At 68.9% G+C, this 21468-nt stretch carries 21 protein-coding genes, 2 tRNA genes and 1 pseudogene; 13 read left to right on the forward strand and 11 right to left on the reverse strand.

Annotation, left to right across the window (positions count from 1 at the left end; all coding sequences use genetic code 11):
• Positions 1 to 42: 42 nt before the first annotated feature.
• The 3 genes and pseudogenes from B5P21_RS17125 to B5P21_RS01680 form a co-directional block, all read left to right on the forward strand.
• Positions 43 to 300, forward strand: a pseudogene (locus tag B5P21_RS17125) (DNA-formamidopyrimidine glycosylase family protein); the annotation flags it as partial.
• Between the two features lie 158 nt (positions 301 to 458).
• Positions 459 to 851 (forward strand): Fpg/Nei family DNA glycosylase, encoded by a 393-nt coding sequence (locus B5P21_RS17130; protein WP_236688731.1) that lies wholly within the window; start codon positions 459 to 461, stop codon positions 849 to 851.
• Between the two features lie 58 nt (positions 852 to 909).
• Complete coding sequence (locus tag B5P21_RS01680) at positions 910 to 1494, forward strand: pyridoxamine 5'-phosphate oxidase family protein (protein ID WP_045529968.1); 585 nt, start codon at positions 910 to 912, stop codon at positions 1492 to 1494.
• A gap of 18 nt (positions 1495 to 1512) precedes the next feature.
• On the opposite strand, the gene B5P21_RS01685 is transcribed toward B5P21_RS01680, so the two are convergent.
• The 6 genes from B5P21_RS01685 to B5P21_RS01710 all read right to left on the reverse strand — a co-directional run bounded on the left by B5P21_RS01685 (position 1513) and on the right by B5P21_RS01710 (position 8919).
• Positions 1513 to 2340, reverse strand: coding sequence for a bacteriorhodopsin-like (locus B5P21_RS01685; protein ID WP_045529967.1), 828 nt, complete (start codon positions 2338 to 2340; stop codon positions 1513 to 1515).
• 225 nt (positions 2341 to 2565) lie between these two features.
• Positions 2566 to 3969 (reverse strand): hypothetical protein, encoded by a 1404-nt coding sequence (locus B5P21_RS01690; RefSeq protein WP_133064150.1) that lies wholly within the window; start codon positions 3967 to 3969, stop codon positions 2566 to 2568.
• Positions 3970 to 4286: 317 nt separating this feature from the next.
• Positions 4287 to 5687, reverse strand: a complete 1401-nt coding sequence (locus B5P21_RS01695; protein ID WP_045529966.1) for a GntP family permease — start codon at positions 5685 to 5687, stop codon at positions 4287 to 4289.
• A gap of 540 nt (positions 5688 to 6227) precedes the next feature.
• A complete protein-coding gene (locus tag B5P21_RS16485; protein WP_133064151.1) occupies positions 6228 to 8576 on the reverse strand; it encodes an AAA family ATPase in 2349 nt (782 codons plus the stop codon).
• Between the two features lie 109 nt (positions 8577 to 8685).
• Positions 8686 to 8758 (reverse strand) — tRNA-Ala (locus tag B5P21_RS01705).
• Between the two features lie 87 nt (positions 8759 to 8845).
• Positions 8846 to 8919, reverse strand: a tRNA-Gly gene (locus B5P21_RS01710).
• A gap of 82 nt (positions 8920 to 9001) precedes the next feature.
• Here B5P21_RS01710 and dcd point away from each other — a divergent pair.
• The gene (gene dcd / locus B5P21_RS01715) at positions 9002 to 9607 is read left to right on the forward strand and encodes a dCTP deaminase (RefSeq protein ID WP_094170688.1); all 606 of its coding nucleotides are present in this window, start codon (positions 9002 to 9004) and stop codon (positions 9605 to 9607) included.
• A gap of 25 nt (positions 9608 to 9632) precedes the next feature.
• Here dcd and B5P21_RS01720 read toward each other — a convergent pair whose 3' ends face one another.
• Positions 9633 to 10127: an Lrp/AsnC family transcriptional regulator gene (locus B5P21_RS01720; protein ID WP_045529964.1), complete on the reverse strand. Its 495-nt coding sequence runs from the start codon at positions 10125 to 10127 to the stop codon at positions 9633 to 9635.
• Between the two features lie 164 nt (positions 10128 to 10291).
• Here B5P21_RS01720 and ald point away from each other — a divergent pair, with 164 nt between their 5' ends.
• The gene (ald, locus tag B5P21_RS01725; protein WP_094170689.1) at positions 10292 to 11407 is read left to right on the forward strand and encodes an alanine dehydrogenase; all 1116 of its coding nucleotides are present in this window, start codon (positions 10292 to 10294) and stop codon (positions 11405 to 11407) included.
• Positions 11408 to 11506: 99 nt separating this feature from the next.
• Positions 11507 to 12241 (forward strand): MmpS family transport accessory protein, encoded by a 735-nt coding sequence (locus B5P21_RS01730; protein ID WP_045529963.1) that lies wholly within the window; start codon positions 11507 to 11509, stop codon positions 12239 to 12241.
• A 238-nt stretch (positions 12242 to 12479) separates the two neighbouring features.
• Here the strand turns inward: B5P21_RS01730 and B5P21_RS01735 are convergent, their stop codons facing one another.
• Complete coding sequence (locus B5P21_RS01735) at positions 12480 to 12968, reverse strand: DIP1984 family protein (RefSeq protein WP_045529962.1); 489 nt, start codon at positions 12966 to 12968, stop codon at positions 12480 to 12482.
• 128 nt (positions 12969 to 13096) lie between these two features.
• On the opposite strand from B5P21_RS01735, the gene B5P21_RS01740 reads away from it, so the two are divergent.
• A complete protein-coding gene (locus B5P21_RS01740) occupies positions 13097 to 13978 on the forward strand; it encodes a patatin-like phospholipase family protein (RefSeq protein ID WP_045529961.1) in 882 nt (293 codons plus the stop codon).
• 51 nt (positions 13979 to 14029) lie between these two features.
• Here the strand turns inward: B5P21_RS01740 and B5P21_RS01745 are convergent, their stop codons facing one another.
• Positions 14030 to 14239 (reverse strand): hypothetical protein, encoded by a 210-nt coding sequence (locus B5P21_RS01745; RefSeq protein WP_133064152.1) that lies wholly within the window; start codon positions 14237 to 14239, stop codon positions 14030 to 14032.
• 93 nt (positions 14240 to 14332) lie between these two features.
• Between B5P21_RS01745 and B5P21_RS01750 the strand changes: the two genes are divergently transcribed.
• On the forward strand, positions 14333 to 14992 hold the full coding sequence (locus B5P21_RS01750; protein ID WP_133064153.1) for a hypothetical protein: 660 nt from the start codon (positions 14333 to 14335) through the stop codon (positions 14990 to 14992).
• 42 nt (positions 14993 to 15034) lie between these two features.
• On the opposite strand, the gene B5P21_RS01755 is transcribed toward B5P21_RS01750, so the two are convergent.
• A complete protein-coding gene (locus tag B5P21_RS01755; RefSeq protein ID WP_045529958.1) occupies positions 15035 to 15472 on the reverse strand; it encodes a DUF6278 family protein in 438 nt (145 codons plus the stop codon).
• 9 nt (positions 15473 to 15481) lie between these two features.
• Entirely contained in the window at positions 15482 to 16111 is a 630-nt protein-coding gene (gene idi, locus B5P21_RS01760) for an isopentenyl-diphosphate Delta-isomerase (protein WP_236688730.1), read from the reverse strand.
• Positions 16112 to 16155: 44 nt separating this feature from the next.
• On the opposite strand from idi, the gene B5P21_RS01765 reads away from it, so the two are divergent.
• Genes B5P21_RS01765 through B5P21_RS01785 form a run of 5 tightly spaced genes read left to right on the forward strand, consistent with a single transcriptional unit; the run spans position 16156 to position 21466 of the window.
• Positions 16156 to 17226 (forward strand): polyprenyl synthetase family protein, encoded by a 1071-nt coding sequence (locus B5P21_RS01765; protein ID WP_227266735.1) that lies wholly within the window; start codon positions 16156 to 16158, stop codon positions 17224 to 17226.
• Positions 17223 to 19868: a phytoene desaturase family protein gene (gene crtI / locus B5P21_RS01770; protein ID WP_094170691.1), complete on the forward strand. Its 2646-nt coding sequence runs from the start codon at positions 17223 to 17225 to the stop codon at positions 19866 to 19868. The genes B5P21_RS01765 and crtI overlap by 4 nt, the downstream gene beginning before the upstream one ends.
• Positions 19868 to 20212 (forward strand): lycopene cyclase domain-containing protein, encoded by a 345-nt coding sequence (locus B5P21_RS01775; protein ID WP_045529955.1) that lies wholly within the window; start codon positions 19868 to 19870, stop codon positions 20210 to 20212. The genes crtI and B5P21_RS01775 overlap by 1 nt, the downstream gene beginning before the upstream one ends.
• Positions 20209 to 20577 (forward strand): lycopene cyclase domain-containing protein, encoded by a 369-nt coding sequence (locus B5P21_RS01780; RefSeq protein ID WP_045529954.1) that lies wholly within the window; start codon positions 20209 to 20211, stop codon positions 20575 to 20577. Before B5P21_RS01775 ends, B5P21_RS01780 begins: the two co-directional genes overlap by 4 nt.
• A complete protein-coding gene (locus tag B5P21_RS01785; RefSeq protein ID WP_045529953.1) occupies positions 20570 to 21466 on the forward strand; it encodes a prenyltransferase in 897 nt (298 codons plus the stop codon). Before B5P21_RS01780 ends, B5P21_RS01785 begins: the two co-directional genes overlap by 8 nt.
• The last annotated feature ends 2 nt before the right edge of the window (positions 21467 to 21468 follow it).

Here is a 21468-nt window from a genome sequence, read left to right on the forward strand (position 1 = left end):
CACCCCTGACCCCCTGTCGGCGGCCCCCGCTACCGTCGACCCATGCCCGAGGGTGACTCCGTCTTCGTCCTCGCGGCACGCCTCCGCGGCCAGGTCGGCGGGGCGCTCATCGCCGACGGGGAGCTCCGGTCCGGCGCGCGGGCGGGCGCGCGGCTCGGCGGCAGGCGGATCACCGGGTTCGACACGCACGGCAAGCACCTGCTCATGCGGCTCGACGACGCCACCACCCTCCACACGCACCTGCGCATGCAGGGCTCGTGGACGGTCACCGGTCTCGGCAAGCGCGTGCCCGAGCGGATCCAGCACCAGGTGCGCGTGCGCCTCCGCCTCGACGACGGGCGCACGCTCTGGGGCATCGACCTGCCGGTGGTCGAGCTGATCCCCACCCGCGACGAGCGCGCCGCCGTCGGCCACCTCGGGCCGGACCCGCGCGCGACGACTGGGATCCGGCGCTCGCCGTGTCCCGCCTCGCGGCCCGCCACGACGACACGATCCGCGCCGCCCTCCTCGACCAGCGCCCGATGGCGGGCCTCGGCAACCTCTGGGTCAACGAGGTCGGCTTCCTGCGCGGCGTGCACCCGGCGACGCGGGTCCGCGACGTGGATCTCCCGCCCCTCGTCGACCTCGCCGCCCGCGCGCTGCGGCACTCGGCGACGGTGCCGGCGGCGTACCAGATCACGACGGGCGATCCCCGTCGAGGCCGCACCCACTGGGTCGTCGGCCGCGCGGGCCGGCCGTGCCTGCGCTGCGGCACGACGGTGATCGGCGTCGACGATCCCGGGAGCACGAGCGAGCGCGGGCGGCGGGCGTGGTGGTGCCCGCGGTGCCAGCCGGCGCCGGATCCGGCCTGACGGCACCCGCTCTGCGCGACCCGTCCCGCCATGGATGACCGCCCGCGAGACTGGACCCATGACCTCCGACGACTTCGCCCGCTGGCTCCGCGCCCAGCCCTCGCTGACCGGATCCGCCCCGACGCTCGACCTCGACGACCTGCCCGACGACCCCGCCGACCTCTTCCGCGCGTGGATCACCGCGGCCGCCGACGCGGGCGTGCCCGAGCCGCACGCCGCGACGCTCGCGACCGTCGACGCCGACGGCCTGCCCGACGCGCGCACGCTGATCCTCAAGGACGTCTCCCCGCGCGGCTGGGCGTTCGCCAGCACGCGCTCCTCGGCCAAGGGCGCGCAGCTCGCGGCGGCCCCGTCGGCGGCGCTCGCGTTCTGGTGGCAGCCGATCGTGCGCGCGGTGCGGGTGCGCGGGATCGTCGAGGAGGCCACCGCGGAGGAGAGCGCGGCCGATCTCGCCGCGCGCTCCGCCGCGGCACGCGCCGACGTGGATGCCGGCGACTGGGTGCTGTGGCGCATCCGACCCGTGCACGTCGAGTTCTGGCAGGGCTCGCCCCACCGGCGGCACGCGCGGATCCTATTCGACCGCGCTGGGGAGACCTGGACGCGGCGCGCTGCCGCCGGCGAAGGGGCCGCCCCGCCGGCATGACCGGCGAGGCGCCCGGGATCAGACGGCCGCGCTCGTGTCCTTCGAGTCGTGGTCGCGTGACGTCTCGATCTCCGCGAACGCCGGATCGTCGTCGTACGACTTCATCTTCGCGACCTGGAAGATGATGAGCGCGTAGACGGCCTTCGCGACGATGTCGGCGAGGGAATAGCCCACCTGCTTGGCCACCCAGGCGTCCGCGCCGGAGATGTTCAGGAGCGGCAGGAGATAGGCGATCGGGTACACGCCCCAGCTGAGCAGCAGGAGGTAGCGGAGGTTGCCGAGCGTCGTGCGGACCTTCGGCGGCTGGTTCTTCAGCGACTTGCTGAGCTGCACGAACAGCACGTAGAGGATGAAGAGGAACGGGATCGACGACAGGATCCCGAAGAGGCCGCGCACGCCGTTGTCGCCGCTGATCTCGCCCGGATATCCGAGGGCGATCATGAGCGCCGCGGCGGGCACGAGCTGCATGAGCAGCCGCGACTGCACCTTGCGCGCGAGGGCCAGCACGGCGATCAGCTCGACGAGCAGCAGCGGCACCGTCAGCAGCCAGTCGACGTAGCGATATCCCTCGTTGAATCCCTCGCCCGCGGCCTGCGAGTAGGTGCCGGTGCCTCCGATCGATTCGGTGACGAAGGCGCCCTTGAACGAGTCGAATATCCGGAAGTAGTGGTACGCGGCGATGCCGCACACGACGATCGCGACGGTGATCGCCTGCCGATATCGGGGCAGGATCCGCGGCAGCGCGATGAGCAGGAACACCGCCGTGAACAGCTGCGAGGCGATCACGAGCGAGAGGAAGTTGTAGACGGTGTCGAACTGACCCTGGGTGAGGGAGTCGGGGATCATGGCGGGCCTCCGGGTTGGACGTCCTGGCCGTGCGGGCGCGCGGGCCCGGTGTCGTCTGCTCGGAGGCTAGGCCGCCGCATTCCGGTCGAACAGGGCCGAATGGCCCTGGTGCGGGGGCGGGATCCGTGCCTCCGCCGCCTCCGACCCCCCCCGCCGCACAGGATCTCCTCGACGTGACAGCCGGCCCTCGAGGTCGGGGGCCGGCTGTCGGGTGGCGGTACGGGGTCAGCTGATGCGCTTGCCCGTGCTCGTCTTCGTCAGGATCGTGTAGCCCGTCTTCGTCCCGGTGACCTTCACCGCGATGGTCTTGCCCTTGTCCGCTGCGGTCAGTGCGAAGGTCGCCGCAGTCGCGCCGGCGACCGCGATGCCGTTGCGCGTCCACTGGTACGCCAAGGCCACCGGAGCGGGGCTCCAGGATCCCGGACTCGCGGTGAGCACCTTGCCGACGGACGCCGTTCCGCTGAGGACGGGCACCGCGCCCGTCAGGGTCGGAACGGCGACGCGGATCGTCGACGCCGAGGTCTTCGTCGTCGGTGCGTATCCGGTCTTGCTCCCGGTCACGGAGACGCTGAGCTGCGTCCCGACGTCCGCGACGGTGACCGCATAGGTAGGTGCGGTCGCTCCGGCGATCGGCGATCCGTTGCGGTTCCACTGGTAGGCGAGCGTCACGGGCGCCGGCTGCCAGGTGCTGGTCCTCGTGCTGAGCGTCGTGCCGACCTTGGCGGTGCCGACGACGGCAGGGAGTGGCGTGGATGCCAGCGGCTTCGACGACGGAGCGGAGGGCGTCGTCACCGTGGTCGTGTCCTGCGGACCGTAGTCGCCGTAGAAGAGCGTGATCGCGTACGTGACGGTGCGCCCGTACCCGACCTTGCTCGTCGTCTCTCCCGTGACGCCGGCGGTCGTATTGCTGTACAGGTCTTCACCCGTGGTCTCGTCGGTGAGCGACACGAAGATGTACGGCGCGTCCGGATCGTTTCCGCCCATGAAGGGACGGATGTCATAGGTGAAGGTGACCGTTTCCCCGGTCACGACGGCTGCGGCCGCGAAGCCGTTCGGATACGTCTTCACGGGACCGAACGACACCGGTGCCGAGGGCGTGCTCTCGACCAGGGCGCCCGCGACGAATGCCCGCTGCTTCACCCTCACCGAGTAGGAGCGTCCGTTCTCGACGCCATCGACGACGTGCGCCCAGCATTCCTCAGCCGAGCTGATGAACGAGCAGTCATTGGTCAAGTCGTAGCCGCCGAATGCGTGCCAGACCCCGTCGCCGTTCAGCTCGTAGAGCGCGGTGAGATCTTCGGTGGGCACCCCAGGATGAGCGCCAGCGGTGATCGTGAGGAGCTGCGATGGCGGATTCGTCTGATCGAGGACGTTGGTCCAGGGGATGGTGACGGTCGGCGGTCGCATGGTCACGGTCGCCGTCGCCGTCACGCGTGCGGTCGCGGCACTGGACTTCGAGAGCGTCGCGTAGCCGGACCTCGAGGCGGTGATCGTGACAGTGATCTTCTTCCCCAGGTCGGCCGACCTGACGACGTACCGAGGGCCTGTCTCGCCGGTCACCGTCACGCCGTCGGCCCACCACCGGTACGCGATGGCGTCGGGCGACGGAGTCCAGTCGCCGATGTCCACGGCGAGGGACGCCCCGACCACCGCCGTGCCGGTGATCACCGGGGAGGTCGCCGTGGTGAATGGAGCCGCTGCCGTCTGGCTGGGGGCGGCGAGAGCGGGAGCGGTTGCGGTGAGCGAGCCGAGGGCGAGGAGCGCCGCGGTGAGCAGCGCACCTCCTGTTCGGAAGGGGCGGTTGTGCGTGCGCATGCGAGCTCCTGCTTCCGGATGCGCCGGGTACGCAACCTGGGCAGATCCTGGCAGTCGCTTTATTCCTAACGCAAGGAAATTTCAGACGCCGCTGGTCAGGCCGCACTCCGACCCCCGCCCGCCCCGCCGCATCACGCCAGCGACGCCACTCCGAACACCGCCGTCGCGATCGCGAAGCCCATGACGCCGATGGTGGTCTCCATCACGGTCCACGTCTTGAGGGTCGTCTTCACGTCCATCTCGAAGAAGCGGCCCACCAGCCAGAAGCCGGAGTCGTTCACGTGGCTCGCGACCACGGATCCACCGGCCACCGCCACGACGAGCGCCGCGACCTGGAACGCGTTGTAGTCGCCCGCGAGGATCGCCGGGGAGACGAGGCCCGCGGCGGTCGTCAGCGCGACGGTCGCCGATCCCTGCGCGATGCGGAGGATCGCCGCGATGAGGAACCCGGCCAGGATGATCGGGATGCCGAGGTCGCCGAGCACGTCGGCGAGGGCGTCGCCGATGCCGCTGGTGCGGAGGACGCCGCCGAACATGCCGCCGGCGCCGGTGATGAGGATCACGGAGCAGACCGGGCCGAGCGCCGACTCGAGCGTCTTCTCGAGAGCGGTCTTGTCGATCCCGCGGCGCCGCCCGAGCAGGAACGCCGCGAACAGCAGCGCGATGAGGAGCGCGACGGGCGTCTCGCCGATGGTGCGGAGCACCTGGTACCAGGCCTGGTCGCTCGTGCCCTCGGGCAGGATCCCGCCGGTCGAGGCCGCGTTGAGGCCCGTGTTCAGGAAGATGAGCAGCAGCGGCAGCAGCAGCACGGCGAGGACGGTGCCGAACCTCGGCGGGTTCGACTCGGCGTGCGCGTCGGCCTCGCCCATCAGCGACGGGATCGGCAGCACGAACCTCTTGCCCGCCCACAGCCCGTAGAGGTACGCGGTGACGTACCAGGTGGGGATCGCCGCGACGAGGCCGACGATGATCACGATGCCGACGTTCGCCCCGAAGAACTCGGACGCCGCGACGGGCCCGGGGTGCGGCGGCACGAAAATGTGCATGACCGAGAAGGCGCCGGCCGCGGGGAGGCCGTAGCGGAGCACGCCGCCGCCGAGGCGACGGGCCACGGAGAAGACGATGGGCAGCATCACGACGAGGCCGGCGTCGAAGAAGATCGGGAAGCCGAAGATCAGCGACGCGACCCCGAGCGCGAACGGCGCGCGCTTCTCGCCGAAGACGCGGATCAGGGTGTCGGCCAGCGTCTTGGCGCCGCCGCTGGTCTCGACCAGGCGGCCGAGCATCGCGCCGAGGCCCACGAGCAATGCGACCGTGCCGAGCGTGGAGCCGAAGCTGCCGACGAGCACGGTCACGATCTGCGAGGTCGGGATCCCGGTGGCGAACGCGGTGACGAGGCTCACGAGGATCAGTGCGACGAACGCGTGGATGCGCAGCGTGACGATGAGCACCAGCAGGACGGCGATGGCGCCGGCGGCGATCAGGAGGAGCGGCCCCGCGGTGAGGGTCTGCGTCCAGTCTTCGATGGTCATGGGGGGCTCCGTTCGGCTGGGGCGGATCCGTGGATCGCGTCGCGTGCGGCGGCGCCCGGCCGGGGAGGTGGGCGTCGATGCCTGCGTGGGGCGGGCGGCGGTGGGGGCGCTCGCGGTGCTTCTACACAACACCCGAGCGGGAGTCAGTGAGGTACTAACTGCAATCCTTATGACTCATGTAAATCTGAGCTTTTCAGCTAGCCAGCAAGCTCGTATATTTCTTCGCGTCTTGTGTCAAACCTCACCATTTGATACTTGAGACCAGAAGCAGTCACTCGCACCCGCACTTTGTGACTTTGTCTCATGCGACACGACCGGTCTTACTAACCCGCCCATGCGCTGGCGCAATTCGACTAATAAGCATGCAAGTCGGCGCTAGGCCTACGGCACAGTGAGGCGAGGAGAGGGACCCAATACGAGCTCCGCATGTCCTTAAGCCGCCATGATCTAGCCGAACGCGGCCGCATAAATCGTACGTTTTGCAAATACAGCGTCACGCTTGGGTGGAAGATCGATGACTTTGCCCAGTGTGGAAATTTCCTACTGCATTGTGACCTCAGGTGCAGCACCCGCCTTCGCCTGAGTTGCCAATCGATCGGCGTATTGTAGGGCTTCAAGTCGGATCAGGAAGCCATCAAAACCACTGATGTATTCACTTGGGTTGCGGTTCAACTCGAAGTCGCGGCGCATGGTCCCCACGGCGACGCGGAGCGCATCGCCGGCCTCGGACTCATCGCTCAGCGACTCAATGGCGTGCAGAACCAAAGCTCCGGCATCGCGGGTCGCGGCCGACTCGTAGTCGCGGACAAAGTCCTTGATGATATGGCGTAGCCCGCGATTCCGCCTACTTCGGAGCTCTTCGTCAGTCGTCTGCCTCAGGCGTTCTACGAGAGCAGTTTGTAGCTCCGTAAAATTGTGAATCAGATCCGCAACGCCCGTGTCGCGTCTTCCGGTGGTTTGGGTGTCAATGTGGCGGATAATTTCCTTAGCGAAACCAAGCTTGTCCAAGGATGTACTAAAAGCACCAGCAAACATTGCTTTAGCCCCGTCCATCATTGATCCATCGTGATCTCGTACGGCAGTCTTGAGAGTCGCCGGTTTTAATACCCCGATATCTCGATCAGATTTACCCAGGAAATTGCGCGCGTAACTACGGGCGGCTCTTATGACAACCGCCTCGGGTATCAGGTCTTCAATTTCGCGCACTGTTACGTACTCGGCTGTGCGCAGCTCTACACCCGCAGCCCACTCGCCCAGCATAATAACATTATTTCTGTCTACGAGCGGCGTCTTGTATATGCCACCGCGTTTGATTGCGGCTCGCGCCTTCTCTCCTGCGTCGTCGCTGTCTAAGAGGACAACGCATGGAGGCTTAATCTCGTCTTGTCCGCGAGCGATATACAACATGTAAGGGACGGATCCCGCTGATCCACAGTTCACTAGAGTTACATTATTTAAGTCGAGCCTTTGTGAAGTGCCTGCGTTTGATCTCTGAAGGTAAGCGGCCGTACCTGCGAGAAGAACTTGATCCGATATGCCTTCTACAAACAGATTGGCGCCGCCAATGAAGGCGGTCTCCGCGACGTACACCCCAATCGATGACCTAAGGGGCTCATAGCGATTTCTGGTCACGTCTTTTACTACACGAGTTCCCTCGTCCCCTATTCCCTTCTCAAGAACTCTCAGGCGGTGTCCAGCGTTACGATTAACGAGAAAGGGCGAGTGCGTGACGTACACTGCTTGACTTCTTCGAATGGAGTCATTCGGTCGCGAGTAGTGATCAATTAGTCTGAGGAGATCTTGCTGGCCGCTTGCTGATAGATAAGCATCCGGCTCGTCCATGAGCAGGATCTCGTCACGGCCCGCCGTGCGCTGATGCGCCTGGAATTGAATTAAGTAGCCAAGAAAATGAACGAGACCGTTACTCCTTTCGCCCGTGGAGTAGTCCGTTCCTGTCTTATCACGGACGGTGAATACAAGTTCGTGTTCTCGGGGTGAAACCTGCAGTATGAAGTCCGGATCCTGCGTCCACCACCGGGCAAGATTCAAATGTTTCGCTAGAGAAGAGTTGATTTGTTGAATGAGGCCATTCACGAGACCTTCTCGCTCTTCTGTGATGGCCAGTTGAAGTTCAGCAAATATAGAAGGCGAAACGCGGGCTACGTCCAGCAGTAACGTACGGGCCAGCTGCTCATCTGCGCTCGTAGTGCGGCTTGCTGGACGGGAAAGCGAAAAGAGCGCGGCGGCCTGGGTCGCAAGGCTCTGCGCATCGACGGCTTTACTCAACTCCTTAATTACTTTGGTTCGTTCCGTGCGCGTCAGCTTCACCTCCGGAGTTGGGACAAGCCCGGCAATGGGAACAGAGTCGGCCAGCGCTACTCGGACGCGCGGAATCCAGGGGTGAGGGAGCAGTGCTTGTAGTGTTGCCAGTTGTCCCTCGTCTAGGCGGTGTACTTCCCCGGCGCTGTCGACGGCATCAATCTTGTCGGGCTTGCGGCGAAGGTATTGAAGAGTCGTCTTGCTAGATAGCGGAATTCCGGCACTTGAAAGCGTGGTGGATTCCTCTGTTGACACGTCAAAGATGCCGCCAACTTCCGGAAAGCGAAGCTGGTCTTCTTCTACGGAAAAGAGTTTAGAATAGCGACAGAAGTCTCGTATGAGGTGACCATCGCCAGTAAGCAGAAGATGTATCGCAGAAAGCAGTTGGGATTTACCTGATTCGTTTGCTCCGACCACGGCCGTGACGTCTTCATCAAGTGCAACTTCTACGAAGGGATAGAACTGAGCATCAATAAGTTCCCACGGGCGGGCCTTTCGGCCGCTAGCTTTCGCCTCGTAGTCATAGTTGAACGACTTGTAAAAGCGGACTAGAACTTTTGAAAGTTTCATTCGGACTCCATGCGCCTAGCGGGTTCAGGGTAAGTGACAGGCGTAACGGCATGGCGGCCACCCTATGCCGGAAATGGGAAAGCGCCCCGAGGGTTACTCGGGGCGCTCCAATCCCTGACGGGATTCGAACCCGCTACCTTCCCTTCGCAAAAGGGCTGCTCTATCCTTTGAGCTACAGAGGCACGATCGCCTTTGGACTCCGTATAGCAAATCACGTTCACGAGGGCGTCGCTTGCCCCAGTTGTAGGGGCGCGGAGCTGGGGCAGGGATGGAGCGAGTGACGGGAATCGAACCCGCGCTATCAGCTTGGGAAGCTGAAGTTCTACCATTGAACTACACTCGCGCGACCGGCCATCAGCCGGGTCGAGACCACAGCCTAGCAACAGTCCGGCCGGGCGCCACCCAGCCCCCGGTAGGCTCCTGCCGTGCTCCTCTCCGACCGTGACATCACCGCCGAGCTCGACGCCGGACGAGTGGCCCTCGATCCGTACGACCCCGGGATGCTGCAGCCCGCGAGCATCGACGTGCGCATCGACCGCTTCTTCCGGCTGTTCGACAACCACAAGTACCCCTACATCGACCCCGCCGAGGATCAGCCCGAGCTCACGCGCCTCATCGAGTCGAAGCCGGGGGAGCCGTTCATTCTTCACCCGGGCGAGTTCGTCCTCGGATCCACGTTCGAGCTGGTCACGCTGCCCGACGACGTCGCCGCGCGCCTCGAGGGCAAGAGCTCGCTCGGACGCCTCGGCCTCCTCACGCACTCCACCGCCGGCTTCATCGACCCCGGGTTCTCCGGCCACGTCACGCTGGAGCTGTCGAACGTCGCGACGCTGCCCATCAAGCTCTGGCCCGGGATGAAGATCGGCCAGCTCTGCTTCTTCCGCCTCTCCTCGCCCGCCGAGAAGCCCTACGGATCCGGCGTGTACGCCTCCCGCTACCAGGGCCAGCGCGGCCCCACGGCCTCCCGCTCGCACCTCAACTTCGTGCACACCGACGTGACGGTGACCGACGCGGGGCAGTCGGGGGAGTAGCCCGGCCGTCTAGCGTGCTAGACAGCTAGGTCGTCGGATCCGCGACAGCCGGCCCCGAGTAGTGGTGGTCGAACACCACGCTCGTGCGGGTCGAGGCGACCGCCGGGTGCGCCGAGAGGTGCTTCAGGACGAAGTCGCGGAGGTGGTCGCTGTCGCGGACGGCGATGTGGACGATGAAGTCCTCGGATCCGCCCAGGAAGAAGAGCTGCACCACGTCGGCGAGCTCGCGCATCTCGGACGCGAACGCGGCCATCTCGTGGCGGGCGCCCGCGCGGATCGCGATGCTGATGAGCGCCTGCAGGCCCACGCCCACCGCGTCCGCGTCGATCGTGGCGGTGAAGCCCGTGATCACGCCGCGCTCCACGAGGCCGCGCACCCGGGTGACGCACGTCGACGGCGCGATGCCCGCCTGCTCGGCGAGGCGGCTGTTCGGGGTGCGTGCGTCGGCCCGGAGGAGGGCGACGAGCGTGCGATCCACCTGGTCGAGCGGCTCGGGCGCCCGCAGTTCCTTCGTCGGCATCGCTCGACCATCCCTTCATGTCGCAGGATCGCACCGGATGAGGCGGCCTCGCCGACGATCCTACGGATCTCACGCGCTCGAAACGCAGGATGGCCACCATGAGTCTCGCCCTCCCGCATCGCCGCCGCCGGCCGCACCTCGCGGGGAGACGAGATGGAGCGCGCATGAAGGTCGGGATCCCCACCGAGATCAAGAACAACGAGAACCGGGTCGCCGCCACGCCCGCGGGCGTGCACGAGCTCGTGCGCCGCGGCCACGAGGTGCTCGTGCAGGAGGGCGCGGGTCTCGGATCCAGCATCACCGACGCCGACTACGTCGAGGCCGGCGCGACCATCGTCGCCACGGCCGACGAGGTGTGGGGCGCCGCGGATCTGCTGCTCAAGGTCAAGGAGCCCATTGCGGAGGAGTACCCCCGCATGCGCCCCGGCCAGACCCTCTTCACCTACCTGCACCTCGCGGCGTCGCGGCCCTGCACGGACGCGCTCGTCGCCTCCGGCACCACAGCCATCGCCTACGAGACGGTGCAGCTCCCGAACCGCCAGCTGCCGCTCCTGCAGCCGATGAGCGAGGTCGCCGGCCGGCTCTCCACCCAGGTCGGCGCCTACCACCTCATGCGCGCGGCCGGCGGGCGCGGGATCCTCCTCGGCGGCGTGCCCGGCACCCCGAAGGCGCGCGTCGTCGCGATCGGCGGCGGCGTCGCGGGCGAGCACGCGGCGGCGAACGCGCTCGGCATGGGCGCCGACGTGACGATCATCGACCTCTCCATCCCGCGCCTCCGCGAGCTCGAGATCCGCTTCGGCGGGCAGGTGCAGACGCGCGTCTCCTCGGCGTACGAGATCGCGGCGCAGCTTCGCGACGCGGATCTGGTGATCGGCTCGGTCCTGATCCCCGGCGCGCAGGCGCCGAAGCTCGTGACCGACGCGATGGTCGCGACCATGAAGAAGGGATCCGTGCTCGTCGACATCGCCATCGACCAGGGCGGCTGCTTCGAGGGATCCCGCCCCACCACGCACGACGACCCCACCTTCGACGTGCACGACAGCGTCTACTACTGCGTCGCCAACATGCCCGGCGCGGTGCCCGAGACCTCCACGCGGGCGCTCACGAACGCGACGCTGCCGTACGTGATCGCCCTGGCCGAGAAGGGGTGGAAGCGGGCCCTCGCGGAGGATCCGGCGCTCGCCCTCGGGCTGAACGTGCACGACGGGCACGTGACGAACTCGCACGTGGCGGCGGCGCTCGACATGCCGCTGACGCCCGTCGCGGACGTCCTGGTCTGACGCCACCGAGCCCGGCCGTCGCGGCATCGTGACCCCGCGCGGCCGGATCCGCCCGCATCCCTGGCAGGGATCCGCCCGCAGCCCTGGCAGGGTCGATGCATGACCTTCCGCTACGCGCCCGAGCCCGAACCGGCCCCGCCCCGTGAGCGGAAGACGTCGAACGGCATCGGTCTCGCGGCGCTCATCGTGGGCGTCGCGGCGCTCATCGGCTCGCTCATCCCGCTCGTCAACTACGCGTCGGGGTTCCTCGCGGTCGTCGGCATCGTGCTCGGGATCATCGGCCTGCTCCTCCGCGACCGGCCCAAGGGCAGGGCGCTCGCCGGCCTCATCGTCAGCGTCGCGGCGCTGATCCTCTCGATCGTGCTCGCGATCGCCTACACGGTGGGCATCGTCACGATCATCGGCGACGCCGTGGAGGAGTCGCGCTCGTCGGCGAGCCCGGTGCCCCTGCCCGAGCCGCAGGGCACCGGGTCGCCGGACGACGGGGTCACCGCCGACGACGTGACCGCCGACGACGTGACCGTCTCCTACGAGCTGACCGGCACCGTCCCGACCGTGAGCGCCGCTTGGTCCGGCCGCCTCGGCGAGGTGTTCGGCGCCGACGAGGCCGCGGACCAGCCGCTGCCGTTCACGCGCGAGGTCGTGCTCACGGGCGGCAGCGCCTTCGGCGACGAGCGCCTGATCCTCGTCGGCACGGGAGGCGCCGAGGCGGGCGACGTGACCTGCCGGATCCTCGTGGACGGCACCGTCGTCACCGAGCAGACCGCGAGCGGCGCGCACGCGCGCGCGGCCTGCGTCGTGACGGCCGCCGAGGTCCGCGCGGCCGCGGGCTAGAGGCGGGCCCGGCGCGCATCGCACCGGGCCCTCCCGTGGGGGCGAGGTCCCCGAACCCTCCCTCGTCGTCCGACCGGCACGTGGTGGTGAGCTGTACCCGTGCACCGTTCCCGGTGCGAGGTGCGGGGCTGACGTGTGCTCGGCTCTCGCCGGGTGCGCTGCCCTCCGCGCCACAGGGGATCAGGTTGCCCGCTGATCCGCCGGGGTGTGCCCGCTCCGGACGACTACCGACTCGCCCCTACGCCTCCTCGACCAGCTCCACCCCCCAGTTCGCGCGCTGGATCCTGGCGTCGAGCTCCCGCAGCTCCCGGGCCGTGTCGTCGGCCCGGTCGCGCACCTCGCCGATCGGCAGCGCCGAGATCTGCCGCAGCTCGCTCCGCATCTGCCGCGGCGCGTAGCCGGCGCTGCCCGCGCCGGCCCGGCCGGATGCGGCGTCGGCCGCGGCCGTGAGGATCCCATGCCGCGTCCGCCGCGCGTCCCGCCGGGCGAGCGCGGACGTGAGGGGCGTGCCGTCGTCGAGGCGGGCGGCCGTGTTCGTGAGGTTGATCCGCGTGACGAGCACCGCGAGCCGGTCCACCGTCTCGCCCGCCTCCGCGAGGAGCGCGGCGGCGTCCTCCGCGGGATCCTCGCCCTCCTGGTACCGGGCCGTCGCCTGGATCCTGCTCCGCAGCGACTCGATGCCCCTCTGCAGGTCGGACCGTTCCATCAGCGCCTCGGCGAGTCTCATGCATCCACCGTCTCACGGCTCCGATCCCCGGGTGGAGCCCGCGTCCAGCTCCCGTCCGCCTCGCGGTCACCGCGCTCATGGATGATGGTCGATGGTCCCGCACCGGGCGGGCCGGGAGAGGAGCAGCCGTGAGCGCAGCGGATCGATCGGACGAGCAGGGCGGGAAGCGGGGACTGGTCCTCGGCGGCGGCGGCGTCGCCGGGATCGCATGGGAGACGGGACTCCTCTCGGGCCTCATCGCGGCGGGCGTCGACCTCGGCGCGGCCGACACGGTCGTCGGCACCTCGGCCGGATCCGTCGTCGCGATCAACCTGCGCGCGGGGGCCATCGACGCCGCCTACGACGAGCACTTCGTCGACGTGGCGGGCATGGCCGAGCCGATGGGCAGCCGCGACCTCGCGCGCACCGTCGAGGTCATCGGCGAGGGCGTCGCGAGCACCGAGGGCGAGATCCCGACCCGGCAGAGGATCGGCGAGTTCGCGCTCGAGGAGTACGACCCCGAGGTGGACGACGCCGCGAGCGTCGAGCGCATCGGCCAGCTGCTCCCGATCCGCGACTGGCCCGAGCAGGATCTCCGCATCACCGCGGTCGACGCCGGCACCGGCCGCTTCACCGTCTTCGACACGGCCTCCGGCGCCGACCTCGTGCGCGCGTCCGCCGCGAGCTGCGCCGTCCCCGGCGTCTTCCCGCCCGTCACGATCGACGGCCGCCCCTACATGGACGGCGGCATGCGCTCCGGCACGAACGCCGACGTCGTCGCCGACCACGAGCGGATCCTCGTCATCGCGTGCGGCCCCGAGGCCCCGCAGAGCGGCATGGGCCCGACGCTCTCCACCGTCGTGCAGCAGCTGCGCGGCCGGGCCGACGTGCTCGTGATCCAGGCCGACGCCGAGAGCACGGCCGCCTTCGGCGAGAACTCGCTCCTGCTCTCGACCCGGAAGGCCTCCGCCGAGGCGGGTCGCCGCCAGGCCGAGCGGCTCGCCGAGGAGATCCGCGCCTTCTGGGGCTGATCCCGCCCGCACCACGTCGAGGGGCCCGGCCGCGCATCGCGGCCGGGCCCGTCAGCTTTCCGGAGCGAGCGGGCGGTGTCCCACGGCGACCAGCCGGTCGCCGGAGGGGCGATGCGCCGCCGCGGCGATCGTCACGTCGACCAGACCCGCTGCGCCGAGCGCGTCCGTGAGCTCCCGCCGCGTCCACGGCCGCATCGCGAAGTCGAAGGGCTCGACCACGGTCGGCGCTCCGGGGGTGAGGACCTCGTGCAGCTCGCTCACGCGCACCAGCGGATCGGCCCACGTCGTGCTGCTGCGGAAGCGGACCGTGCGTCTCGACGGGGCAGAAAGCCCCATCGAATCAAGGAGAAGGACATGAAGACGAACTCTGCGCGCGGACGCATGCTCCGTCGCGCAACGGCAGCGACTGCGATCGTTCTCAGCCTGGTGATGGTGATCAGCGCTGATCCGGCGTCGGCATCCCAACAGAATGCAGCGCCGGTTCCCGATGACGTGACCAGTCTGCCCTCGAGCGTCAGCCGGCTGAGCTACGACCCGAATATCGCGGCGGTGCAGAAAGACATAGCCGAGCAGGGTGGAGGTGCGGTACTGGGCTCCACGACGGTGCCCTACTCCGCAGAGGTCGGGACGCCTGGACCGAGTGCTGACGCGACGGGTTCGGGGGCGCCGTCTGGATGCAGCTTGACGGTCACGGTCTACATCACCTATCGCACGAAATCCCGAAGCAGCGTGTACAACGAGTCGACGACATACTGTCCAGGGGCGAAGACCTACATGGAGCTGACCATAGTGAAGGAGGACACCATCTTCGGCACGACGAGGACCGTCGCGGACAAGTCCTTCCTGGGAGGCGGCGATTTCAGCGCGGAGGTTCCGTACTTCTGTCCCACAGGCAACATCAGCGGATTTCAGGGTCGCACTTACTCGGAGATCACCATAGGTGGTCAGGAGTACAAGGCGAGTGCATACGACGGCACCGAGGGCGGCGGCTTCTACCGGTACAACTGCGGATAGCTGTTCTTCTTCAGGCGGGGGCGGGCGAGCACCGCAGCGGGTTCACGCTCCGCCCCCGCCTCTCTTCGCGATCTCCAGGACGCCGTCGAGAAGGCGTGATGGAGCTCCCTCCTCTCGCCAGTGGCAGAACTTGATGACGTCCCATCGATCACCATTCGGTATGTCCAGCGTGGGATATCCGTTGCCGTCAAGCAGCCAGCTGCATTGCGGTGCTCGCGATATGACTGTCTCGCCCAGGTAGACAGCTATGTCCTTGAGCAGTTCGGGCGCGCGGGCCGGCGGCAGCGAGGCGAGTCGCACGTCGAGGGACTCGACGCTCTCATCGCCCATGTCCAGATCAATGCTCTCCTCTCGCGCGAAGGCATCCAACGCGGACCACTCGTTCAGGTGGCCGACTCGACGATCGGGGATGGGGGCTGCTGCGGAGTACGAGGAGACGCGGAAGGGGAGCAGCTGCGGCTTGATGAACATCTCTGTCATACGCGCAACCTAGTCATCGCTGTCCGCTCGCTTCGACGGGATGCACAGCATGCAGCAGACCTCAGGCGGCGGGCACGGGTCGGCGTCCGCCTTCGCGAGACCCGCGTGCGCCGCGTGCTCCGGGTAGAGCAGCGGCAGCTGCAGCGTGAGCCACGGGCTGAACGCCCACGGCGTGTGGGCGACCGCGGGGATGAGATGCTCGGGATCCACCCACTGGAACTCGCCGACCTCCTCGGGCCGCGGATCCACCGGCGTGGCCGCGACCGCGCGGAACACCGGGCAGATCTCGTTCTCGACGACGCCCGCGGCATCCGTCGCGCGGTAGCGGAAGTCCGGCAGCACGAGCTCGACGGACGCGAGCGTCAGCCCCAGCTCCTGCTCGGCGCGGCGGTGCACGGCCTCGACCATGTCCTCGTCGGGCGCGGGGTGGCCGCAGAACGAGTTGGTCCAGACGCCGGGCCAGGTGAGCTTGCCGATGGCGCGGCGGGTGACGAGGATCCGGCCCTCCGCGTCGAACACGTGGCACGAGAACGCGAGGTGCAGCGCGGTGTCGCGGGTGTGGACCGTCGCCTTGGGCGCCGTCCCGATGGTCTCGCCGTCGTCATCCAAGAGGACGACGAGCTCGGTGTGCTGTGGCATGCGCTCCCTGCTTTCCGTTACCCCCACGATGTTAGGTTTCATCCGTGGACGCCACCAACCTCGCTGCCGTCTCCACATCGAGGCAGGCCCATGTGAACGGCGTCCTGGACGCGTTCTTCGCCCGCTCGCTCGTCCGCGCGGAGGTCATGGGCGACGAGTACGTGAAGCTGTGGCGCACGCTCGAGTCGAACACCGCGGGCGGCAAGCGCTTCCGTCCGCGCATGGTCATGGCCGCGTACGACGGCCTCGGCGGCCAGGACGTGCAGGCCGCGGCCCACGTCGGCGCGGCGTTCGAGATGCTCCACACCGCGCTCATCGTCCACGACGACGTCATCGACCGCGACTTCACCCGGCGCGGCGGCCCGAACGTCTCGGGCGCCTACCGCGACATCGCCACCACGCAGGGCCTGCCCCAGCCGCTCGCCGAGCACCGCGGCATGTCGGCCGCCGTCATCGCGGGCGACCTGGCGCTCGTCAACGCCTACCGTCTCATCGACGCGAGCGGCGTCCGCGACCTCACCCGGTCGCACCTCATGGAGATCCTCGACGACGCCGTGTTCGCGTCGGCCGCGGGCGAGCTCATCGACGTCGAGTTCTCGCTCACCGCCGATGTGCCGAGCGTCGACGAGATCCTTCGCATGGAGCGCCTCAAGACCGCCGTGTACTCGTTCGAGGCGCCGCTCCAGGCGGGCGCCGTGCTCGCGGGCGCGCGACCCGAGGTGGTCGCGGCGCTCGGCGACTTCGGCCGCGACATCGGCATCGCCTACCAGGTGGTCGACGACGTGCTCGGCGTCTTCGGCGACGAGCAGGAGACCGGCAAGACCAACCTCGGCGACCTGCGCGAGGGCAAGCGCACCGTGCTCATCGCGCACGCCGTCCGCTCGTCGGAGTGGGGCGAGATCAGCGCGCTCGTCGGCAAGGACGACCTCTCCCGCGGCGAGGCGGCGCTGGTGCGCTCGGTGCTGGAGAGCTCGGGCGCCCGGGCCTACGCCGAGGGCGTCGCGCGGGACCTCGCGGTCGCGGCCGTCGCGCGCCTCGACGACCCGGTCGTGCCGGAGGCGCTCCGCCGGGAGCTCGCGCCCGTCGCGGAGTCCGTGCTCGGGCGCATCCGATGACGCGTCGCCTGCCCGGCCGCCGGCCCGCCGCCCCCGAGGCGCCCACGGGTCTCGAGAAGTACGACCGCGTCGCGCAGGAGACGGCATCCGTCGTGATCCGTCGCTACTCCACCTCCTTCGGGCTCGCGTCGCGCCTGCTCGGCGCCGACGTGCGCCAGCACATCGAGAACGTGTACGCGCTCGTGCGCGTGGCCGACGAGATCGTCGACGGCGCCGCGGCCGGGGCGGGCGTGGATCCCGCGCACGTCGAGGCCCTGCTCGACGCGCTGGAGCAGGAGACCGAGGACGCGATGCTCCGCGGCTACAGCACCAACCTCGTGGTGCACGCCTTCGCGATCACGGCCCGCCGCGCCGGCTTCGGCGCCGAGCTCACCGCGCCGTTCTTCGCCTCCATGCGGATGGACCTGCGGCGCATGGAGCACACGCCCGCGTCCTTCACCGAGTACGTCTACGGATCCGCCGAGGTCGTCGGCCTCATGTGCCTGCGCGCGTTCCTGGTCGGCCACGCCACGACGCGCCCCGAGCGGATCCGCTTCGAGGAGGGCGCCAAGCGCCTCGGCGCCGCGTTCCAGAAGGTCAACTTCCTGCGCGACCTCGCCGCCGACCACGGCGCGCTCGGCCGCAGCTACTTCCCCGGTGTCGACGTCGTGTCCTTCTCGGAGGCCGACAAGGAGCGCATCCTCGACGACATCGACCACGACCTCCGCATGTCCGGCGCCGTGATCCCCGATCTCCCGGCCTCCAGCCGCCGCGCCGTCGCGCTCGCGCAGGGCCTGTTCGCGGAGCTCGCCGTGCGCCTCCGCGACACCCCCGCGTCCGAGCTCGTGCGCACGCGCGTGCGGGTGCCGGATCCCGTCAAGGCCCGCATCGCGCTCGCCGCCGCCGCGGGCGCCGAGCCGTCCGGCGTCGACGGCCGCCTCGTGCGCCGCTCGCGCGCCCCTCGCGTGCACGCCGCGCGCCCGACCCCCGCATCCCGCGATGCCGCATCCCGTCCCGCCCCGACCCAGCCCGTCCCGTCCGACCCCGAGCAGCAGGAGAGCGCCATGACCGCACCCACCGCCATCGTGATCGGCGGCGGGATCGCCGGCCTCGCCTCCGCGGCGCTCCTCGCCCGCGACGGCTACCGCGTCACCCTCGTCGAGGGCCGCGACGAGGTCGGCGGCCGCGCCGGCTCCTGGGAGAAGGACGGCTTCCGCTTCGACCTCGGCCCCAGCTGGTACCTCATGCCCGAGGTGTTCGACCACTTCTTCCGTCTGTTGGGCACGAGCGCCGCCGAGCAGCTCGACCTGGTGCGCCTGCCCGGCTACCGCGTGCTCTTCGAGGGCGAGAGCGAGCCCATCGACATCCGCGACTCCCGCGAGGCCAACCTCGACCTGTTCGAGAGCGTCGAGCCCGGATCCCGCCCCGCGATGACCCGCTACCTCGATTCCGCGAAGGACGTCTACGAGGTCGCGAAGAAGCGCTTCCTCTACACGACCTTCGCCGACTACCGGCCGCTGCTGAAGCGCGACGTCGTCACCCGCACCGGCACGCTCGGGAAGCTGCTGCTCACGCCGCTCGAGACGCACGTCGCGCGCTACGTGAAGGACCGCCGCCTCCGCCAGATCCTCGGCTACCCGGCTGTCTTCCTCGGTTCCTCGCCGAAGCTGGCGCCGAGCATGTACCACCTCATGAGCCACCTCGACCTCGAGGACGGCGTGCTCTACCCGCAGGGCGGCCTCATCACGGTCATCGACGCGATCGCGAGCGTCGCGCGCGGCGAGGGCGTCGAGATCCGCACGGGCGCGCCCGTCTCGCGCATCCTCACCGAGCCGACGAAGGCCGGCAAGGCGCGGGCGCGCGGCGTGCAGATCACGACCGACGCCGGCACCGAGACCCTCGAGGCCGACGTGGTCGTCTCCACCGCCGACCTGCACCACACGGAGACCGAGCTCATCCCCGAGGCGTTCCGCACCTACCCGCAGGCGTACTGGGACAAGGCCACCGCGGGCCCCGGCGCCGTGCTCGTCTACCTCGGCGTGGAGGGCGGCCTGCCTGAGCTGCACCACCACACGCTGCTGTTCACGGAGGACTGGGACGAGAACTTCTCCCGCTTCTTCCCGCCGAAGGGCGGCACGACCTCGGTGCCGGATCCCGCGAGCATCTACGTCTGCAAGCCCAGCGCCACCGACCCGTCTGTCGCGCCGGAGGGATACGAGAACGTCTTCATCCTCGTGCCGATCCCCGCCGACCCGACCATCGGCCGCGGCGGCGTCGACGGCGCCGGGGACGCGCGCGTGGAGGAGATCGCCGATCGCGCCATCCAGCAGATCAGCGACTGGGCCGGCATCCCCGACCTCGCCGAGCGCATCGTCCTCCGCCGCACCTCGGGCCCCGGCGACTTCGCCGCCGAACTGCACTCGTGGAAGGGCACCATCCTCGGGCCCGCCCACACGCTCACCCAGTCGGCCATGTTCCGCGCCGGCAACACGAGCAAGAAGGTCGACGGGTTGCACTACGCCGGCGGATCCACCATCCCCGGCATCGGCCTGCCCATGTGCCTCATCAGCGCGGAGATCCTCGTGAAGCGCCTCCGCGGCGACACGTCGACCGGCCCGGGCGCGGTGCCGCTCGTGCGCACGGTCGGCCGCTCGGTGGTCTGATGGGGCTCGTCTACCTGGTGCTGCTGCTCGGGGCGCTGGGCTGCATGATGCTCATCGACCGGCGCTGGCGCCTGTTCTTCTGGCGCGACCGCACGGCGGCGGCGGGCACGCTGCTCATCGGCGTGGCGTTCTTCCTGCTGTGGGACATCGCGGGCATCTCGCAGGGCATCTTCTTCCGCGGCGAGACGCCGTTCATGACGGGGATCCTCGTGGGCCCGGAGCTGCCGCTCGAGGAGGTCTTCTTCCTCACGCTGCTCTGCTACCTCACGATGAACCTCGTCAACGGGTTCAGCCGGCTCGCCGACCACCACGTCGCCCGGGCGAGGGAGCGCGCGAACCGATGAGCTACCTCGTGCTCGACCTGCTGTTCCTGATCCCGGTCGCGGTCGTCGGGTTCCTGTTCCGCCGCCTGCTGCTCCGCGAGGCGAACGCCGTGCCCTACGGATCCAGCCGCTTCGACTACCCCGAGTACTACTGGTACCGGCGGATGCCCGTCGCGATCCTGCTCGTGATGACGCTGATCTTCGACAACATCATGATCAAGGTCGGCCTCGTCAGCTACGACCCCGACAAGCTGGTGGGCCTCATCCTCGGCTACGCGCCCATCGAGGACTTCGCCTACGCGATCGCCGCGCTCGTGCTGCTGCCCGCCGTCTGGTACCTGCTGCGCCGCCGCCGCAGCGTCTCCGGCATCGAAGCGCATGAGTGACGTGCGCGCGCGCCCGGGCGCCGCGGAGATGCTGCGCACCATCGCGTTGTCGTCCCGCCCGCTCTCCTGGGTGAACACGGCGTTCCCGTTCGCGGCCGCGTACCTCACGGTCACGCGCGAGCTCGACCTCACGGCGATCCTCGGCACCCTCTACTTCCTCATCCCGTACAACCTCGCGATGTACGGCATCAACGACGTCTTCGACTACGAGTCCGACATGCGGAACCCGCGGAAGGGCGGCGTGGAGGGCGCGGTGCTGGCGCGCGCCATGCACCGGCCGGTGCTGATCGCGGTGCTCGTCACGAACGTGCCGTTCCTCGTCTACCTCGTGGCCGTGGGATCCGCGGCCAGCGTCGCCGTGCTCGCCGTGAGCGTCTTCGCCGTGGTCGCGTACTCGCTGAAGGGCCTCCGCTTCAAGGAGCGCCCGGTGCTCGACTCGCTCACCTCGAGCACGCACTTCACGTCGCCCGCCGTCTACGGGATCGTGCTCGCGGGCGGCGCCTTCACGCCCGCGCTGGGGGCGATCTTCGCGGCCTTCTTCCTGTGGGGCGTCGCCTCGCACGCGTTCGGCGCCGTGCAGGACATCGTGGCCGACCGCGAGGGCGGCATCTCCTCCATCGCGACCGTGCTCGGCGGGGCCGTCACCGTGCGGATCGCCGTGATCGCGTACGCCGCGGCCGGGGTCGCGATGCTCGTCACGGGGTTCCCCGGCGTGTTCGCGGCGCTCCTCGTCATCCCCTACATCCTCAGCACGGCGCCGTTCTGGTCGATCCGCGACGAGGACGCGGCGGCGGCGAACCGCGGCTGGCGCCGCTTCCTCGGCCTCAACTTCCTGTCCGGCTTCGTGGTGACGATGCTCCTCATCGCGTACTGGCTCGCGAACCCCTGACG

It is taken from the genome of Clavibacter michiganensis subsp. insidiosus, assembly GCF_002240565.1.
Taxonomy (GTDB): domain Bacteria; phylum Actinomycetota; class Actinomycetes; order Actinomycetales; family Microbacteriaceae; genus Clavibacter; species Clavibacter insidiosus.

Bases quoted from the DNA above. Each gene is read 5' to 3' on its own strand.
- B5P21_RS01680 (WP_045529968.1), top strand. From the start codon at position 910: ATGACCTCCGACGACTTCGCCCGCTGGCTCCGCGCCCAGCCCTCGCTG.
- B5P21_RS01685 (WP_045529967.1), bottom strand. From the start codon at position 2,340: ATGATCCCCGACTCCCTCACCCAGGGTCAGTTCGACACCGTCTACAAC.
- B5P21_RS01695 (WP_045529966.1), bottom strand. From the start codon at position 5,687: ATGACCATCGAAGACTGGACGCAGACCCTCACCGCGGGGCCGCTCCTC.
- B5P21_RS16485 (WP_133064151.1), bottom strand. From the start codon at position 8,576: ATGAAACTTTCAAAAGTTCTAGTCCGCTTTTACAAGTCGTTCAACTAT.
- B5P21_RS01720 (WP_045529964.1), bottom strand. From the start codon at position 10,127: ATGCCGACGAAGGAACTGCGGGCGCCCGAGCCGCTCGACCAGGTGGAT.
- ald (WP_094170689.1), top strand. From the start codon at position 10,292: ATGAAGGTCGGGATCCCCACCGAGATCAAGAACAACGAGAACCGGGTC.
- B5P21_RS01730 (WP_045529963.1), top strand. From the start codon at position 11,507: ATGACCTTCCGCTACGCGCCCGAGCCCGAACCGGCCCCGCCCCGTGAG.
- B5P21_RS01735 (WP_045529962.1), bottom strand. From the start codon at position 12,968: ATGAGACTCGCCGAGGCGCTGATGGAACGGTCCGACCTGCAGAGGGGC.
- B5P21_RS01750 (WP_133064153.1), top strand. From the start codon at position 14,333: ATGAAGACGAACTCTGCGCGCGGACGCATGCTCCGTCGCGCAACGGCA.
- B5P21_RS01755 (WP_045529958.1), bottom strand. From the start codon at position 15,472: ATGACAGAGATGTTCATCAAGCCGCAGCTGCTCCCCTTCCGCGTCTCC.
- idi (WP_236688730.1), bottom strand. From the start codon at position 16,111: ATGCCACAGCACACCGAGCTCGTCGTCCTCTTGGATGACGACGGCGAG.
- crtI (WP_094170691.1), top strand. From the start codon at position 17,223: ATGACGCGTCGCCTGCCCGGCCGCCGGCCCGCCGCCCCCGAGGCGCCC.
- B5P21_RS01775 (WP_045529955.1), top strand. From the start codon at position 19,868: ATGGGGCTCGTCTACCTGGTGCTGCTGCTCGGGGCGCTGGGCTGCATG.
- B5P21_RS01780 (WP_045529954.1), top strand. From the start codon at position 20,209: ATGAGCTACCTCGTGCTCGACCTGCTGTTCCTGATCCCGGTCGCGGTC.
- B5P21_RS01785 (WP_045529953.1), top strand. From the start codon at position 20,570: ATGAGTGACGTGCGCGCGCGCCCGGGCGCCGCGGAGATGCTGCGCACC.